Source organism: Acinetobacter towneri (genome assembly GCF_017498585.1).
GTDB lineage: Bacteria > Pseudomonadota > Gammaproteobacteria > Pseudomonadales > Moraxellaceae > Acinetobacter > Acinetobacter towneri.
Map to the genome: position 1 here is coordinate 1656412 of NZ_CP071766.1, position 17915 is coordinate 1674326.

23 protein-coding genes are annotated in these 17915 nt (G+C 41.4%); all 23 read left to right on the forward strand.

Annotated features, from left to right (window positions below; genetic code table 11):
- Positions 1-64: 64 nt before the first annotated feature.
- Positions 65-1078 (forward strand): aminoglycoside phosphotransferase family protein, encoded by a 1014-nt coding sequence (locus J4G44_RS07975; protein WP_131261487.1) that lies wholly within the window; start codon positions 65-67, stop codon positions 1076-1078.
- The gene (murU, locus tag J4G44_RS07980) at positions 1079-1768 is read left to right on the forward strand and encodes an N-acetylmuramate alpha-1-phosphate uridylyltransferase MurU (protein WP_131261486.1); all 690 of its coding nucleotides are present in this window, start codon (positions 1079-1081) and stop codon (positions 1766-1768) included.
- A gap of 84 nt (positions 1769-1852) precedes the next feature.
- A complete protein-coding gene (gene rsmG, locus J4G44_RS07985; RefSeq protein WP_131261485.1) occupies positions 1853-2485 on the forward strand; it encodes a 16S rRNA (guanine(527)-N(7))-methyltransferase RsmG in 633 nt (210 codons plus the stop codon).
- A gap of 22 nt (positions 2486-2507) precedes the next feature.
- On the forward strand, positions 2508-3290 hold the full coding sequence (locus J4G44_RS07990) for a ParA family protein (protein ID WP_096901175.1): 783 nt from the start codon (positions 2508-2510) through the stop codon (positions 3288-3290).
- Positions 3287-4174: a ParB/RepB/Spo0J family partition protein gene (locus J4G44_RS07995; RefSeq protein WP_131261484.1), complete on the forward strand. Its 888-nt coding sequence runs from the start codon at positions 3287-3289 to the stop codon at positions 4172-4174. Before J4G44_RS07990 ends, J4G44_RS07995 begins: the two co-directional genes overlap by 4 nt.
- A gap of 31 nt (positions 4175-4205) precedes the next feature.
- Positions 4206-4853, forward strand: coding sequence for a MotA/TolQ/ExbB proton channel family protein (locus J4G44_RS08000; protein ID WP_004976814.1), 648 nt, complete (start codon positions 4206-4208; stop codon positions 4851-4853).
- A gap of 9 nt (positions 4854-4862) precedes the next feature.
- The gene (locus J4G44_RS08005) at positions 4863-5285 is read left to right on the forward strand and encodes an ExbD/TolR family protein (RefSeq protein ID WP_004976812.1); all 423 of its coding nucleotides are present in this window, start codon (positions 4863-4865) and stop codon (positions 5283-5285) included.
- A complete protein-coding gene (gene msbA / locus J4G44_RS08010) occupies positions 5285-7012 on the forward strand; it encodes a lipid A export permease/ATP-binding protein MsbA (RefSeq protein WP_207973561.1) in 1728 nt (575 codons plus the stop codon). The genes J4G44_RS08005 and msbA overlap by 1 nt, the downstream gene beginning before the upstream one ends.
- A 3-nt stretch (positions 7013-7015) precedes the next feature.
- On the forward strand, positions 7016-8029 hold the full coding sequence (gene lpxK, locus J4G44_RS08015; protein ID WP_179990275.1) for a tetraacyldisaccharide 4'-kinase: 1014 nt from the start codon (positions 7016-7018) through the stop codon (positions 8027-8029).
- 11 nt (positions 8030-8040) lie between these two features.
- Positions 8041-8802 (forward strand): 3-deoxy-manno-octulosonate cytidylyltransferase, encoded by a 762-nt coding sequence (gene kdsB, locus J4G44_RS08020; RefSeq protein WP_004976805.1) that lies wholly within the window; start codon positions 8041-8043, stop codon positions 8800-8802.
- Positions 8803-8816: 14 nt separating this feature from the next.
- A complete protein-coding gene (locus J4G44_RS08025; RefSeq protein WP_154320798.1) occupies positions 8817-9806 on the forward strand; it encodes a DNA polymerase III subunit delta' C-terminal domain-containing protein in 990 nt (329 codons plus the stop codon).
- A gap of 10 nt (positions 9807-9816) precedes the next feature.
- Positions 9817-10158: a PilZ domain-containing protein gene (locus J4G44_RS08030; RefSeq protein ID WP_026438361.1), complete on the forward strand. Its 342-nt coding sequence runs from the start codon at positions 9817-9819 to the stop codon at positions 10156-10158.
- Positions 10159-10182: 24 nt separating this feature from the next.
- Entirely contained in the window at positions 10183-10956 is a 774-nt protein-coding gene (locus J4G44_RS08035; RefSeq protein ID WP_004976800.1) for a TatD family hydrolase, read from the forward strand.
- Positions 10957-11049: 93 nt separating this feature from the next.
- A complete protein-coding gene (locus J4G44_RS08040; protein WP_004976797.1) occupies positions 11050-11664 on the forward strand; it encodes a TetR/AcrR family transcriptional regulator in 615 nt (204 codons plus the stop codon).
- A gap of 6 nt (positions 11665-11670) precedes the next feature.
- On the forward strand, positions 11671-12222 hold the full coding sequence (locus J4G44_RS08045; protein WP_131261481.1) for a prepilin-type N-terminal cleavage/methylation domain-containing protein: 552 nt from the start codon (positions 11671-11673) through the stop codon (positions 12220-12222).
- Positions 12212-12592, forward strand: a complete 381-nt coding sequence (gene gspI, locus J4G44_RS08050; protein ID WP_004976793.1) for a type II secretion system minor pseudopilin GspI — start codon at positions 12212-12214, stop codon at positions 12590-12592. Before J4G44_RS08045 ends, gspI begins: the two co-directional genes overlap by 11 nt.
- Complete coding sequence (gene gspJ / locus J4G44_RS08055; RefSeq protein WP_131261480.1) at positions 12589-13212, forward strand: type II secretion system minor pseudopilin GspJ; 624 nt, start codon at positions 12589-12591, stop codon at positions 13210-13212. Before gspI ends, gspJ begins: the two co-directional genes overlap by 4 nt.
- 13 nt (positions 13213-13225) lie before the next feature.
- Entirely contained in the window at positions 13226-14209 is a 984-nt protein-coding gene (gspK, locus tag J4G44_RS08060) for a type II secretion system minor pseudopilin GspK (protein WP_171501107.1), read from the forward strand.
- A gap of 182 nt (positions 14210-14391) precedes the next feature.
- Positions 14392-14988, forward strand: a complete 597-nt coding sequence (locus J4G44_RS08065; protein ID WP_104851897.1) for a 6-pyruvoyl trahydropterin synthase family protein — start codon at positions 14392-14394, stop codon at positions 14986-14988.
- A 37-nt stretch (positions 14989-15025) separates the two neighbouring features.
- Complete coding sequence (gene ung, locus J4G44_RS08070; RefSeq protein ID WP_004976786.1) at positions 15026-15739, forward strand: uracil-DNA glycosylase; 714 nt, start codon at positions 15026-15028, stop codon at positions 15737-15739.
- The gene (locus J4G44_RS08075) at positions 15736-16857 is read left to right on the forward strand and encodes an enoyl-CoA hydratase/isomerase family protein (protein WP_179995296.1); all 1122 of its coding nucleotides are present in this window, start codon (positions 15736-15738) and stop codon (positions 16855-16857) included. The genes ung and J4G44_RS08075 overlap by 4 nt, the downstream gene beginning before the upstream one ends.
- A 29-nt stretch (positions 16858-16886) precedes the next feature.
- A complete protein-coding gene (gene tadA, locus J4G44_RS08080; RefSeq protein ID WP_168460259.1) occupies positions 16887-17414 on the forward strand; it encodes a tRNA adenosine(34) deaminase TadA in 528 nt (175 codons plus the stop codon).
- 65 nt (positions 17415-17479) lie between these two features.
- Positions 17480-17911, forward strand: a complete 432-nt coding sequence (locus tag J4G44_RS08085) for an SRPBCC family protein (RefSeq protein WP_019836521.1) — start codon at positions 17480-17482, stop codon at positions 17909-17911.
- Positions 17912-17915: the final 4 nt, after the last annotated feature.

Genomic DNA, 17915 nt, shown 5'->3' on the forward strand with positions numbered 1-17915 from the left:
AAAAGCGCAGAAGTAGCTACACTTAGCACTTTAAAAACTCAGCCTGTATTAGAATTTATTGCAAATGAATACACAACGCGAACAATTGATACAAACATGGATAACATCTGTACTTGGTTCAGATCAATTTGAAACTCATTTTTTAGCAGGCGATGCAAGTTTTCGTCGTTACGCACGAATCAAGTTGAATAATAAAACATTTATGCTCATGGATGCACCACCAGAAAAAGAAGATTGTGGTCCTTTTGTGACGATTGATGAATTTTTTGCTGCCCATGGCGTGCGCGTGCCAAAAATTGTAGCCAAAGACCTGACACAAGGCTTTTTGTTGCTTGAAGATTTTGGTGATGTCTTATTATCTACCTTGCTGAATGATCAGACTGTAGATGACTACTATGCGCAGTGTTTTAAGCAGTTAATTCAATTACAAGATATTGATGGTACGGCACATTTCCCTGAATATTCCTATGACAAACTCATCAGTGAAATGGAGTTACTCACCGATTGGTTATTGCCTGCCTTACAGATTCAGCCAACGGCTGAAGAAAGTGCATTAATTAAACGTACATTTGCAATTTTGGCCAATGCCGCTTTGGCTCAGCCACAAGTGATTGTGCATCGCGATTTTCATAGTCGTAACTTAATGAAAATTAATGATGATACCGAGCTAGGTGTAATCGATTTTCAGGATGCAGTGATTGGTGCAGACACCTATGACCTGATTTCAATTACGCGTGATGCTTATGTACAGTGGAATGCTGAGCGTGTGTATCGCTGGTTTAAAATGTTTTATGACTTGTTGCCGGCAGCATCTAAGCAAGACCGTGATTTTGAACAATTTAAAAAAGATGCCGATATGATGGCGATTCAGCGTCATATCAAAATTTTAGGTATTTTTGTGCGTTTATTTGAGCGTGATGGTAAATCGGGTTATCTCAAGGATTTACCGCGCGTAATGTGGTATTTACTTGAAGAAAGTAAACCTTATCCAGAATTACAACCATTTATGCACTTTATTCACACGACAGTAATGCCAAAATTTACAGCCAAATATGGTCAGTATGAGGTGGTTGCCTAAATGAAAGCCATGATTCTTGCTGCAGGCATGGGTAATCGTATGCGTCCTTTAACGTTGCATACACCTAAGCCATTATTGGAAGTCGGTGGTAAGCCTTTAATTGTGTGGCACATCGAAAAATTACAAAAGATGGGTGTGCAGGAAATTGTCATCAATACGGCATGGTTGGGTGAAAAACTTGCAGATGCTTTGGGTGATGGTTCGCAATTTGGTGTGAAAATTTTGTGGTCGCATGAAGGCGAAGGCTTAGAAACTGCAGGTGGCATCATCAATGCGTTGCCATTATTGGGCAATGAACCTTTTATATTGGTGAATGGCGATGTTTGGACCACCATGGATTTTGCGCCACTATTAAATGTGCAGCTTCAAGACGACTTGGCACATTTGGTTTTGGTGGAAAACCCTGTGCAGCATCCGCAAGGTGATTTCACTTTGGCTGCAAACAAAGCCTATACTTTTGAGCAAGCACGCTCAGGTGAAAATCTGACTTATAGTGGCGTGGCGGTGATGCATCCGCAAATGTTTAACGGTTTGGAATCGGGCAAACGTCCGCTTGCGCCATTGCTCAAACAAGCCATGCAGCAAGAAAAAATTTCTGCACAGAAATTGCAGGGTGTTTGGGTGGATGTTGGCACTCCTGAACGATTAAATACGCTAGATCAACAAATTCAGCAGGGTGTGTACGCTTAAGTGCATATTCACTAAGCATTCGCCCCTATGACTGCAACTATAAATCGGTATACTTCCATTAACTTTTTCGAGATGTGAATTGTGATGCATTCGTTTTTTCAGGAACTCAAGCAAGGTAGTCAGGCTTTAGGTTTAGAGCTCAGTGATGAGGCTTTAAATTTATTACTCAAATACCAAGATGCTTTGGTGCTATGGAACAAAGCGTACAACCTCACTGCAATTCGTGACCCGAAAGAAATGCTAGTGAAGCATTTGCTAGATAGTCTGAGCATCCTCAAAGATTTGCCTGCAGGTCGTTTACTGGATATTGGTACTGGCGGTGGTATGCCGGGCATGATTATTGCCTTGTGTCAGCCTGAGCGCGATTGCGTGTTATTGGACTCGAATGGTAAAAAGATTCGTTTCTTAAAACAGTTTATTGCCGATTTAAAACTGAAAAACGTCGTGGCAGTTCAGACCCGTGTTGAAAATGAAGACAGCATCCGCGAGTTAGGTCAGTTTGATGTAATTACCAGTCGTGCTTTTGCATCTTTAACTGACTTTGTAGCCGCGTCAAAACCATTTATGCATGAGCAAAGTATTATTGCATCTATGAAAGGTTTGATTCCTGCCGATGAAGTAGAGGCATTGAAAGATGAATTCAGCTGTGAAATTATCGAGCTTAAAGTTCCGCGCTTAGACGAACAACGTCATTTACTTTTATTAAAACGTATCTAATTTTCAAAGGACTGGGGTGATCATGGCACAAATTATTGCGATTGCGAACCAAAAAGGTGGTGTCGGAAAAACCACAACCGCAGTAAATTTGGCAGCATCTTTGGCTGTTTTGAAAAAGCGCATTTTATTGGTCGATATGGACTCACAAGGCAATGCCACCATGGGTTCAGGCATTCAAAAAAATGATTTGCTGTATTCAGTGACCGATGTATTGTTGGGCGAAGTGCCGATTGAAACTGCAATTAGCAAGGCAGAAGTTGGTTATAAAGTTTTGGGTGCCAATCGTGATTTGGCTGGGGTTGAATTGGTGATTGCTGAGCAAGAGGGGCGTGAGTTTATTTTGCGCAATGCCTTGCAAGAAGTTGCCAAAGACTTTGATTATATTATTGTCGACTGTGCACCAAGTTTAAGCTTAATTACAGTAAACGCTTTAGCAGCAGTGCAAAGTGTAATCATTCCAATGCAGTGCGAATATTATGCACTTGAAGGTTTGGCTGACCTGACGCAAACCATTGACCGTATTCAACAAGCACTCAATCCTGATTTAGAAATTATTGGTGTATTACGCACCATGTATGATGCGCGCAATGCCTTAACCCGTGACGTGTCTGAAGAATTATCGCACTATTTTGGTAAAAAATTATACGATACCGTGATTCCGCGTAATGTACGCTTGGCAGAAGCACCTGCACACGGTTTACCCGTCATTTATTTTGAAAAAAGCTCGAAGGGTGCAGTTGCCTACCTGAATTTAGCAGCTGAAATGTTGAAAAAAAGCAAAGTGAAAAAAGGAAGTAAAGCATGACCACAAAAAAACGCGGATTAGCCAAAGGTCGTGGTTTGGATGCCTTATTGGGGTCAATCCAGAAAGAAAAATTACAACTTGAAGTGCAATCTTTAGATCATGGTCAGCTCAAACAAATTGATGTCAATTTATTAAAACGTGGTGAATATCAACCGCGTCGTTTTATTCAAGAACAAGATTTGCAGGAACTGGCGGCATCTATTGAAAAACATGGTGTAATGCAGCCAATTGTGATTCGTCCTATTGATGACGAACTACATCCTTATGAAATTATTGCAGGTGAACGTCGCTGGCGTGCTGCACAGTTGGCTGGTTTAACTGAAATTCCAGCAATTGTGCGTGATTTGACCGATCAGGTCGCGATTGCTTTGGCATTAATTGAAAACATTCAGCGCCAAGATCTTAATCCGATTGATCAGGCAATGGCGCTGCAACGCTTTCACGATGAGTTTGGCTTGAGTCATCAAGAAATTGCCGAAACAGTAGGTAAAGCACGCACCACGGTCAGTAATTTATTGCGTTTACTCACTTTGGCTGAGCCTGTTAAAGAGTTGATGCAGCAAGGCTTGCTAGATATGGGTCATGCACGTGCTATTTTAACTTTGAAAGCTAAAGATCAGCTCAAAGTCGCGCAGCATGTAATTGAAAAGAATTTATCGGTACGTCAAACCGAACAGTTGGTACGTGACTTTAATGCGCCAAAACAAGAAAAGCCGAAAACGGCTATTGCGCCTGATATTCAACAACTCACGCAACGTCTTTCTGAGCGTTTTAGTGCAGATGTTAAAATTGATTATAACAAGCAAGGTAAGGGCAAATTGACCATCAGTTATCACTCTCTGGAAGAGCTGGATGGTATTTTAAATATTTGCCTGTCCGATTAATTTTAATTCGTATTTTATTGGGGAAAAGCGAATGTGGGAATTGGTAAAAGCAGGTGGCTGGCTGATGCTGCCGTTGGTATTGTGCTCGGTATTTACCGTTGCAATTACCATTGAGCGTTTTATGCGTTTAAAGAGAGCAGGTATTTTGCCCAATGCGTTGTTGCTCAACCGCGGGCAAAGTTTAGCGACTGTGTTGCAACAACTGAATCAAAGTGCCAACTTAAAAAACAGTACATTAGGCCGTATTTTTGAGGCGGGTGCGCGTAACAAACAACAATCAGAACACTATGCGCGTGCACAAATGGAAGCGACAGCTTCACAAGAAATTGGTTATTTAGAAAAAAATATCAACTTCTTAGGTACGCTCAGTGCAGTTGCGCCATTATTGGGTTTATTGGGTACAGTGCTTGGGATTATTGAATCATTTTTAGTGATTGATGTGGGTGCAAGTAATCCAACCTTAATGATTCCAGGGATTTCTAAAGCCTTAATTACCACTGCTGCAGGTATGTTAATTGCAATTCCAGCCTTATTTGCCTATCGTTATTTTCAGCGTTTGGTGCAAGAATATACTGCTGAGTTAGAGCAGCAAGCGACTTTGTTTCACGCAGGATTATTTCATCAGAGTCAACCTCATCAGCTTGATGCGGATGTGCAAGATGTGAAAAAAGTAAGCTAAGGTGAGTTTATGAAATTCAAACGCTCGCAAGTTGAAGATATTCATATTAACCTGACTCCAATGATTGACTGTTTACTGTTCATCTTGGTGTTTTTGTTGCTTTCGACCACATTTAACCAATTTAGCCGTATGAATTTAACTTTGCCAGATGCGCAAGGCGTACCACCAAAATCTTATGAACATAAAATTGAAGTCGTGGTAGATTCTTCAGGGCATTATTCTGTCAATGGTCAGGCACTTTCGACTAAGGAAGTGGCAGATTTAAGCACAGCAATTAAACAAATTTCTCAAGATCGACGTGATTTAATGTTTATCATTGCTGCAGATGCCAAAGCCACTCATCAAGATGTGATTCGAGTGATGGATGTCGCAGGACAACTTGGTTTCGTCAACATCAATATCAGTACGAAAGTCCCAACTCGAGGTTATTAGTGAAGAAGGATTTACAGGTCTATCGCCGTCTTCTGAGATATTTGCTCCCATTTTGGGGCTTGGCAATCTTGGTGATTATCGGTTTCGCCATTAATGCAGCCACAGAAGTATCTGTGGCAAAACTCTTGGAAAAAATTATTAATGCCATTCAGGAGCGTGACCAATCTTTCACCACACTATTTCCGCTATTAGTCATTGCACTGATGTTTTTCCGTGGTTTGGGAACTTTTATTGGCGGTTACTATACCGCAGTGATTTCACGTAATTTGGTATTCAATATCCGTCAGGAAGTCTTTGCTAAATTGCTGCGTTTACCTGCACAGTATTACTTAGATAATACCAGTGGGCACATTACTGCCAAAATTATGTATAACGTAGAGCAGTTGACCGCTGCATCTACAGAATCGCTGCGTACATTGGTACAACAGGGTTTGATTACACTCGGCTTGCTCGGCTATTTGCTGTATACCAACTGGCGTTTGACCCTCTGTATTTTGGTATTTGGCCCATTAATTGGCTTGCTGATTCGTAAAGCTGCAAAACGCATGCGTCGTTTATCTATTCAAGTACAAGACACCATGGGGGATGTAAACCACGTGGTGCAAGAAACGGTGAATGGTAATTTGGTCGTCAAAGGTTTTGGTGGTCAGACCTATGAACAAAGCCGATTTAAAGAAAACTCTTTAGAAAACCTGCGTCGTGGTTTAAAGATGGTGGCGGTGCAACAATTGAACAGCCCAGTGGTGCAGTTCATTATGTCCATTGCTTTGGCAATTATTATCTGGATTGCCTTACGTCCAGAAATTCTACGTGATATTTCAGCTGGCGAGTTTGTGGCGTATATCACTGCAGCAGGGATGTTGAGTAAGCCAATTAAAGCTCTTACCGATATTAATGAAAAATTACAACGCGGCTTGGCAGCAGCACATTCAGTCTTTGAATTGCTCGATATGCCTGAAGAAGACAATCACGGGACGCTTACACCAGACTTAAAAGGCAATTTGCAATTTAAAAATGTGAATTTGGTGTATTCCGATGGGCATCATGCCATTCATGATTTTAATCTGGATGTCAAAGCAGGTGAAACTGTGGCTTTAGTTGGGCGTTCAGGTGCGGGTAAAACCTCATTGGTCAATCTGTTGGTACGTTTTCAGGAAGTATCTTCAGGGCAAATTTTGTTTGATCAGCAGGATATTCGTGACATTGAGCTGAATAGCCTGCGTTCACAAATTGCTATGGTCAATCAGCAAGTGGTATTGTTTAACCGTACGGTGCGTGAAAATATTGCCTATGGTCAGCTTGAAGGTGCGAGTGATGAAGCAGTGATTGCTGCAGCCAAAGCGGCTTATGCACATGACTTTATTATGGCTTTACCGCAAGGCTACGACACAGCATTAGGTGCGCAAGGCTTGAATTTGTCTGGTGGTCAGCGACAACGTATTGCCATTGCACGTGCAATCTTAAAAAATGCACCAATTTTAATTTTAGATGAAGCCACCAGTGCTTTAGACAATGAATCTGAATACTTTATTCAGCGTGCATTTGATGCGGCTATGCAAGACCGTACCACCATTGTCATTGCACACCGTTTATCTACCATCGAAAATGCTGACCGTATTGTAGTGATGGATCAGGGGCGTATTTTAGAACAAGGAACTCATCAGGAACTCATAGCGCAAAAAGGCGCGTACTTCCAGTTGCATCAACGTAACTTCGAGGAACATTAACTCATGGCTTTGGCACAATTTATTCAGGACGCTTGGCAGCAACAGGCCAAATGGCTGGTTGTGCTTAGACCCTTGTCTTTATTGTACCGTGGTGTGAGTTTGCTCAATCAAAATTTATATCGTTCAGGTATTAAAACCGCTTATACCGCGCCCGTACCTGTGATGGTGATTGGCAATATTACTGTGGGTGGCAGCGGCAAAACCCCTTTGCTGATTCACTTGGTCAAATATCTACAAAGTTTAGATGTTCGTGTTGGCGTGATTAGCCGTGGTTATGGCGGAAAAGGCCCATTTCCAGCCTATGTCAGCATTGACGCTAATGTTGACGTAGTGGGCGATGAACCGACTTTGATTGTGCAATCTACAGGCGTACCGATGGCTGTGGGGCCAAATCGTCAAAAAAGTATTGAATTGTTACTTGCACAGCATGAATTGGATTTAATTATTAGTGATGATGGTTTGCAGCATTTGGCTTTAAACCGTCAATTGGAATGGATTGTTTTAGATAATAATCGTGGTTTGGGTAACGAGAAAATATTGCCCGAAGGTTATTTGCGTGAACCAAAATCTCGATTAGAGCATGCCACGGTGATTGAACATGCAGCGCAACCGAGTTCTGAATTAAATATGCATTTGGCCGTTGCAGCGCCATACTTATTGCATCCCGCACAAGAATTAATTTTTGATCCGACCCAAAATTTTTATGCTGTCGTGGGCATTGGCTTTCCTGAGCGGTTTTATAAAACTTTAGAGTCGATGGGTGTGACCCAATTTCAATGCCATGAGTTTCCAGACCACCATGACTATGAAATTACCGATTTGCAGTTTGAAGATTCGCAACCGATTATTACCACAGAAAAAGATGCAGTAAAGTTATTGCCTCTGTTAAAACAATATCCAGATTTTCAGCGTGAAATTTGGGTTGTACCTGTAGATGCAGTATTGTCATCGGCCTGCTATGTCACCTTACATCAACAATTGAAACAATTGGGTTTAAACCTGCCTGAAAGACCATGATAAGGAAAATTATGAAGCACATTGTTATCCCTGCACGTTATGCTAGTTCACGCCTGCCAGGCAAACCTTTACTGGAAATTCATGGTCGTGCCATGATTTTACGTGTGGTTGATCAGGCAAAAAAAGTGGCAGGTTTTGATGACTTGTGTGTGGCGACCGATGATGCTCGTATTGCAGAATTATGCCGTGCCGAAGGTGTAGATGTAGTGCTGACTTCGGCAGACCATCCATCAGGTACAGATCGTTTAAGTGAAGTGGCGCGCATTAAAGGTTGGGATAAAAACGATATTATCGTCAATGTGCAGGGCGATGAGCCACTTTTGCCTGCGCAATTGGTGCAACAAGTGGCGCAGTTGTTAGAAGCTCAACCTGAATGCTCGATGTCTACGCTATGTGAGCCGATTCAGCAACTAGATGAATTTACTCGCGACAGCATTGTTAAAGTGGTCATGTCTAAACACAATCAGGCTTTGTATTTTAGCCGTGCCACGATTCCTTATGACCGCGATGGTGCGAAAGCAGCGACACCACAATTGCATGCACATGCGTATCGCCATTTAGGTTTGTATGCGTACCGTGTGGAATTGCTGCAAGAATATGTGACTTGGGAAATGGGAACATTGGAAAAGCTGGAAAGCCTAGAGCAATTGCGTGTCTTGGAAAATGGACATCGTATTGCCATTGCAGTTGCAGAAGCCAATTTACCACCGGGTGTAGATACCCAAGCAGACTTAGACCGTTTAAATGCAATGGATATTGCCCATTTTGAGTAAGTGAATCACCGACCATGCAACGTGATGTAATTGGACAAGTATATCCTTGGCAGCAACAAGTTTGGGAAAACCTGACAGGGCGATTTCCCAAAATGGGGCATGGTTTATTGTTTTTTGGCAAACAGGGTTGTGGTAAAGAAGCCTTTGCACAGCAATTTGTGGCTTGGATTTTATGCCAACAGCGTGATGTGCAGTCACAGCCTTGTGGTGAATGTAGCAGTTGTCAGTGGTTAAAATCAGATACACATCCGAATTATGTCTATATCAGCACCGATGAAGAGAATAAAAAGCAAAACGCGAAAATTAAGATCGAGAAGATCCGTGATTTATTACCTTTTGTCCAGCAAACGGTAGATGGCTGGCGGGTGATTGTGATTGAACCTGCTGAAGCCTTAAATATTGCATCTTCCAATGCGTTGCTGAAAACCCTCGAAGAACCGGGTGATCGCATCGTGATTATTTTGCTGGCAGATCATTATCTTAAATTACCTGCAACCATTCGTAGCCGTTTGCAGCATTTTGCTTTAGACCGTATTGATGCTGCACAGGCTACGGCATATTTGCAGCAGCATTTGCCCGATTTAGATGCAGACAAACAGCAATTGTTGATGAATTTGTCTAATCAAATGCCGTTGCAGGCTTTGCAGTTGGCACAGACAGAATGGCTAGAACAGCGTACAGATTTTCTCAAAGACTGGTCTAAACTGGTAACGCAAAAAAATATGCCGATGGCAATCGCAACCAAGTGGAACAAGGCGCTGAGCTTTACTGATTTTAGTCAGATGTTTGAATACTTGTTGTGTGATTTAATTTGTGTCAAGCTAAATCAAAGCATTAAAAATTTGGATTTAAGCACCGCTTTGCAGCATTTGGCTGAACAATATGACTTAGAAAGTCTGTTTGGTTTATATGCAGAATTACAGCAAGCCAAGCCAATGCTTGAGCAAAACGTGCAAAGTAATCTAGTGCTTGATCAATTATGTATTAAGTTGATGAATATTTAAGGGGAACATGATGCAACCACGTATGGGCGGTATTATTCAGGCCAATATTCCTGATGTCGAAACGCTATATTTAAGTTATATGCCATACGTTGTGGGCGGTGGCTTATTTGTACCCTCAAAACAACCTGTAAAAATGGGTGAAGAAATCTTCGTACTTGCAACTTTGCCTGAACAATCACAAAAAATTCCACTTACAGGAAAAGTCATCTGGATTTCGCAAAAGCAAAATGGCATTAAATTGCAGGGCTTTGGCATTCAACTGAGCGGTGAAAAAGGCGTTTATTACAAATCTGAAGCCGAAAGAATCCTTGCGGGGCTTAAGTCTGACAACCGTAACAGTTACACTATGTAGGTTGTTTGCTTTTAGGAAAAAATCGTGTTTGTAGATACACATTGTCATTTAACGATGCTGGATTTAAGCCCTTATGATGGTGACTTAGACGCAGCAATTGCTCAGGCACGCCTAGCGGGGGTGTCTAAAATTATGGGTATCTCTGTCGATTTAGACGATCATATTGCATTGTCAAAAATTGCAGCACGTCATGCCGATGTCGGTTATAGCGTGGGTGTGCATCCTTGTGAAAACGCTGAAAATATGGCACGCGCCACCACCGAGCAACTGATTGCTTTGGCACAAGCAGACAAAGTCTGGGCTTTGGGCGAAACAGGTCTAGATTATTTTCACAGTACCGATTTTGTCGCAGAGCAAAAAGCCTGTTTTGCACGGCATATTCATGCGTCACAAGCTGTAAAAAAACCTGTGGTGGTACATACCCGTGCTGCTAAGCAAGATACGGTAGATATTATCCGTGCAGAAAAATCGACACATGGTGTATTACATTGCTTTACTGAAGACTGGGCAACCGCCAAAGCGGTGTTAGATTGCGGTTATTATGTGTCGTTTTCAGGCATTGTTTCCTTTAAAAATGCACAAGATTTACGTGATGTGGCTAAGCAAGTACCTTTAGACCGTGTCTTAATTGAAACTGATAGTCCATATTTGGCACCTGTGCCATATCGCGGTAAGACAAATGAGCCAAAATACGTTCCGTATGTAGCCAAAGCCCTAAGTGATGTATATGATAAGTCCTTAGAGGAAATGGCTTTCATAACAACACAAAACTTTGAAAACCTGCTCAAAGGACATTAATTTGCATAGTGGAATGATGCAAAAATTTAATGTTCTGGTGATATTAAAAATTTCCATTGATTGAATAGTGAAAAGAGAGTTTATCGGGTGAAGATGGATCGTCAGGCTCAGTTTCGAGCAAGAGAAACGTTAATTTTCCAAGTGGCAGAGCAGTTGCTTTTGGAAAATGGTGAAGCAGGAATGACCCTTGATGCTTTGGCAGCAGAACTGGATTTGGCCAAAGGTACTCTATATAAACACTTTCAAAGTAAAGATGAACTATATATGTTGCTTATTATTCGTAATGAGCGCATGTTGCTAGAAATGATTAAAGATGCGGAAAAACAGTTTCCTGAACATCTAGCATTTTTTATGCTGCATCACTTACATCATCCTGAACGTACTGTGCTTTTTCATCAAATTGAAGAACGCCTTTCTACAACGGGTGTTGGCATTGGCTTGTTGTTTAGTGAACTATATCAGGTTCGTAAAAGCCGATTACGCATCATTATCCGTATGACTGAACAATATTTGGAATCTATTAATAGTCACATGGAAGTGCGTGATTATCTGGCTTCAATTTGGGCACTTACGCATGGTGCGGCAGCCATTTTAAACTCAAGTTTCTATCAGCGTTATTTAGGTTCCCGGGATACTTTACGTGTGGCCTATATCGATCAAGCGTTGGCGATGCCCAAACAAGCACAATCTTTCGAGCAATTGAATTAATACGCTATGAACACACCACTATCTTCGGTTCGCGGTTTTACGCTCATTGAATTGATGGTGGTGATAGTCATTATGGCGATTATGGCATCGCTGGTTTTAATGAATATCGGTGGTGTTGATCAGCGTAAAGCCATGCAGGCGCGGGAAGTGTTTTTATTGGATTTGCGTAAACTGAATCGTGAAGCCAATGATCAAGCGCGTATTTTTGCACTCAATTTGCATCAAGCAACCGATGTTTCACCTGCGCGATATGATGTACTGGAATATCAGCCTTATGCTTCAGAACAACAATTAACCCTGCAAAATAATCAAAAATGGCAAAACTATGGCGAATTTAAAAGCAGAACGTTGCCTGAACAAGTTTCTATCCAAATTTTATCTTTAGAACAAAGCTATCCGAATGCTAACAATAGTGAGTTGCTGCAAGGTAATGCACCCGCACTGATTTGGCTGGGCAATGGTGAAGCCAAACCTGTGCGTATTCAGTTCTATTTAGAACAGCGTCCTGTAGGTGCGGAAATAGAGGTCGATCATTTAGGAAAAATCCATGAAAGCTAAAGGATTTACACTACTTGAAGTTATGGTGGCTTTGGCAATTTTTGCAACAGCAGCTATGGCAATGACCAAAGTGGCGATGCAATATACCCAATCCACCGCCAATGCAATTTTAAGAACCAAAGCACAATTTGTGGCTTTGAATGAAGTGGCATTGATGGAAATGAATCGGCAATGGTTAAGTGGAACAGAGTCAAAGCAAGTGACACAACAGGGCGAAACATGGCAAATTGACAAGTCCACACAGCCAACCATTAGTCCGAATGTGCAACGTGTCGATCTTCAAATCAGTTTATATAATCAAGACACAGGACAAGTTGAAGCAGGAGTGACTTCTTTGGTGTTTTTTAATGCCCGTGAGCAGCAATCATGAGTACAAAGAAAGGCTTCACTTTAGTTGAGTTGCTAGTCGCTATTGCAATTTTTGCAGTGCTGTCTGCTTTGGGTTGGAAAGTATTTGATTATCTCGCCAAAGTCAAAGATCGCAATGCGATGCATGAAGCCAATCTAGAACAGTTGCAAGAAAGCTATCAACAAATATTACGTGACACGATGCAGGCTGTTCCATTAACGGCCAATGTCAAAGGGCAGCAACAACCTGCTTTGGTTTTACAAAATGGACGTTTTAATTTCAGTAAAACAGGGGTGACCGATCCTTTGCAGCAGAGTATTTCACCCCATGAGCGTGTTGAATATCAATATCGTGCCGATGAAAAAAAATTGTATCGTTTAAAATATCGTAATTTGCATCAAACGGGCAATGATCAGCCTGAGTCGAGCGTGATGTTGGATGAAGTCGAAGCCTTTGAGATTATGGTTTTGAATCCAAATGAATTGAGCAGTTGGCCTGAAAGCAGTGTCGATTCGCAGCAAACTGAACAATTAAGGCTACTCCCGAAAGGAATAAAAATAAATTTAACCGTGCGTGACGTGCAATACGAATGGATATTTAGCTTATTGCAGACTGATTTTTTAAAGAAGAAAGACAATTAAAGGCACAGTGGCAATGTATTCAAAATCGACTCAGCGCTTAGGTAGCATCATCAAATCACAACAAGGCATCGCCTTGATTACGATTTTGATGTTGGTTGCCTTAGCTACGATTTTGGCAGCGACCATTGCCAAGCGGCAAATGTACACCAGTGAAAATACCGCCTATTTGATGCGTCAAAATCAGGCATTGTTATATGCCAAAAGTGCTGAAGTATTTTTTGCAGAATTACTGCAAGATGATGCTGAAAATGCAGGCCAAGTTGATCACTTACAAGAGAACTGGGCAAAACCGATGCCGCCATTTCCAGTCGAAGATGGTTATGTATCGGGCGTGCTGCAAGATGAGTCAGGGAAATTTAATTTAAATAGTTTGCTGACAACCGAAGATCAAGTAAACGAAAAAGCAAAAAAATATTTTGAAAAATTATTACAGCGTGTTGGGCTACCTGCGCAATTAAGTGAAGCTGTGATTGATTGGCAAGATGCAGATGATGAACCGAGTGGTGCTATGGGTGCAGAGTCGAGTTATTACCAAGGTTTGCCAATTCCTTATTTACCGCCCAATAGCTTGTTTCATAGTGCGGAAGAATTAAAACAAGTCCGTGGTTTTGAAGGTGCGAAGTATCAGCAAATTGCACCTTATGTGAGTGCCTTGCCAAAACGAGATACCACTATCAATATTAATACCGCACCTGCTTTAGTTTTGGCGAGCTTTGATGAAAAATTGGATGTGGTTGCTGTGCAAAATCTACTTGATCGTCGTAATGCCAATTTAGAGCACTTTAGCAATGTAAATGCTTTGTGGGAGTTAGATGGCTTTCAAGCTGTCGATAGCGCGATACGCAATGAATTTACAAGTTTATTGGGTGTGCAATCCCATTATTTTAAAGCCAAAATTGAAGTGGTATTGGGCGAGCGCAAACGTCAATTTAGCAGTGATTTGGTGCGTAGCGAAAAATCTGTCAATGTCAGTGGGCGAAGTCTGGCGCCATTTTAAGTATTAGCATTAACCTTGACTTAGTTGCTGTTATTCGGATGCAAATGCATTGCATATCTGTACTGAAACTGATCATTACGATTTTTGTCTGGCAATCTGCGGGCTAAAATTGGCTTATTGTTCACGTTTTGCATTATAATTAAAAAGAATATCCCCCAAATATTTTGATGACGTTAAGACCCATGTTAATTCGAAAGTTATTTAAGTTTGAAAATGCGCATATTGTGCGTAATTGCACTTCAGACCGCTGTAAGCGCTCGATTCATGGTCATAGCTATAAAGTAGAATTATTACTGAAAGCTTCAAAACTTGATCATGGACAAATGGTGTATGACTTTGGTTTGCTTAAAGGTGTAATCAAAGAATTATTTGATGCCTTCGATCATGCCATTTGTTTTTGGGAGCAGGATGACCCTGCATATATTCAAGCCTGCAAAACGTTCAGCGCACGTTGGGTATCTTTACCAGTATCGCCATCAGCAGAGCAGTTTTCACGTATTTTCTTTTATTTGGCACAACAAGTTTTGGCATCAACCATCACACAAAATGGGGAAGGTGATGTAGAAGTCTATTCTGTGATTGTACATGAAACTGATACAGGCTATGCACAAAGCTTTTTGGAAGATATTGAAAATGCGCAGATGGGATTGCTAAGTCTGGATCAAATTCATTTCTCTGAGCAAGTACAGACAGAATGGTCAGACCCACAAATGTATGAAAAATTAAAACAGGGGATGACATTCCAAAACCCGAATGTCGAGTTACAAGTTAAACTTTAAATCACATCATTAGACATCAACAAGGATTGATAGCGGTATGTCTTTTACTGAGCAGCAATACGCGAGCTTAAATAAAGTTCAGTTAGATGAGAGTTGGAAATACAATCTAGCTGAATTTTTATTGAGTCCACAAATGGATGCGCTACGCGATTTTTTGTTGCAGGAAAAACAACAGAATAAGGTGATTTATCCACCAAGTTCACTGATATTTAATGCTCTAAATACCACGCCTTTAAATCAGGTGAAAGTCGTGATTATTGGGCAAGACCCTTATCATGGACCTAATCAGGCACATGGACTTAGTTTTTCTGTACAAAGAGGGGTTGCATTGCCACCATCTTTGCGTAATATTTTCCATGAGTTACATACAGATTTAGGTGTGCCTATTCCAAGACACGGTGATTTAACCCATTGGGCAGAGCAAGGGGTATTGCTGCTCAACAGCGTGTTAACGGTAGAAGCAGGACAACCAACCTCGCACCAAAAGCAGGGTTGGGAAGATTTTACAGATCATGTGATTGATGTGTTAAATCAACAACGTGAGCATATTGTGTTTATTTTGTGGGGCGCGTATGCACAACGTAAAGGACAACGTATAGATCCAAATAAACATCTGATATTGAAGGCAGCACATCCATCGCCACTGGCAGCAAATCGTGGTGGTTTTTTTGGATGTAAAGTATTTTCAAAATCAAATAATTATCTTAAACAAAATGGCATTGAGCCTATAGACTGGCAGCTGGACGCATGACACATTCTCCCATTTCAAAAGAATACCACCCAGATTTAATTATAGAAGAAGCAAAAAATGGCTGGCGCATTGTGCGTTTGAATCGCCCAAAATCATTGCATGCTTTGGATGAATCAATTGTTTCTGCATTATTGGCAGTATTTGAAGATTTTCATACCGATGACAGTGTGAAAGCAATTTGGCTGGATTCAACTACACCTAAAGCGTTTTGTGCAGGTGGTGATGTGCGTAAGTTACGCCAGTTGGTTATTAATGATGAAGTTGCAACCGCCAATAAATTCTTCGAGCAAGAATATGCGCTGGACTTGTTGTTGCATAACTATGCCAAGCCTGTGTTGGTTTGGGGTGAAGGTTATGTGATGGGCGGTGGTTTAGGCCTTTTCATGGCTGCGCCATTCCGTTTAGTAACACCGTATTCACGTTTGGCGATGCCAGAAATTAATATTGGCTTGTACCCAGATGTAGGCGCAACCCGCTTCTTGGCAGACCGTGGTGCGATTGGTTTGTTCACTGGTTTAACAGGTTCAATTATGACTGCAGCGGGTGCTTATGGTATTGGTTGGGCAACGCATATTTGTGATGCGCAGCGTGCAGCAGTCTTAGATAAAGTCATTAATATTGACTGGAATCATTACCCAGCAGGTGACTTCCGTGCCATTGATGACACCTTGAACAGTATGCATCGCCCAGTAGGTCCAGGGCCATTACAAAACTCTTTGGATGTGATTCAAAGCGTGTGCCGTGGTGTGAGTTTTGAAAGTGACTATGAGTCGATTATTGGTTTGAGTGATGCGCGTAGTGACTGGTTGCGTCAAGCCAGTGAAAATCTGCAAAAAGGTTCACCAACCACAGCGGCTTTAACTTGGTTGTTATGGCAATGGGGTAAGCAAGTTCATTCTTGGAATGAAGTATTTGAACTAGAAACTCAAATTTCTGACTGGAAAATCCGTCACGCAGATTTTGTAGAAGGTGTGCGTGCGCGTTTAGTTGATAAAGACTTGGCACCTGCATGGCAACAAAACGGCAAGATTAATCTCAAAAATATTTTTGTAGATAATCCACCTGTGACCACTATTGAAAGCTGGAATGAATTGTTAAAGCAATACGAAATTATTTAATTTTTCATTCTATTTCGCTGTTATTTTGAATGTCAGAACAACACTATAGTGATGAAGATTGGATGCAGCTTGCTTATGCGCAGGCTGCATTGGCTGCGGCACAGGGAGAAATTCCTGTGGGTGCAGTGATTGTGAGTCAAAATCAAGTAATCGGTGCGGGCTATAACGCACCTATTTCTTTACATGATGCAACTGCACATGCTGAAATTGTGGCTATTCGTGCTGCTTGCGCCAATATTAAAAACTATCGTTTACCTGAAGACGCAACCTTATATGTCACCTTAGAGCCTTGCACCATGTGTGTGGGGGCATTGATTCATGCGCGAATTAAACGGGTAGTGTTTGGCGCGACAGAACCCAAAGCGGGTTCATTAATCAGTGCCAGAAAGCTTTTAGAATCGGGTTATTACAATCATATTTTTGAATATCAATCAGGTTGTTTAGAGCAACAATGCTCGAGTCAGTTAAGTGATTTTTTTAAAATGCGTCGTGCACAAAAGAAACAACAAAAGCAGCAACAGCTAATAAATGACCTAGATGATCAAAAGCAAACCTGAGTTTTACTGCTGATTTGCGTTAAACTGAATCAAACACAACATAGCATTCATCATCAGGGCAAACCATGCACGCTATTCAAATTAAAAAAGAATTTAATGCGCCAGTTGCGCAAGTATTTGAATTACTTTCTAAACATGCAACTTATAATATTGCGTTTGCACCAATGCAAGTGGTGCGCATTAAAGACTCTGCTGACCCTGAACGTCCAGATGGTGTAGGTTCGGTGCGTCGTATGGGGATTGGGCCAATTAAACCTTTGCAAGAGCAAATTACCGTGCTTGAACCGAATCAGCGGATTGAATATAAAATCATTAAAAATCCATTGATCAAACATCATTTGGGTACCATTGAATTTCAGCAAGTGGCAGATCACAAAACCTTGGTCACGTATAGCATTGAGCTACAAGCGCGAGTTCCGTTTGTGAGCAAAGCTATTCTTGCGCAGTTGAAAACTGCAATTAAAATTGGTTTATCCAAACTCGCAAAATCTCTCTAATCAT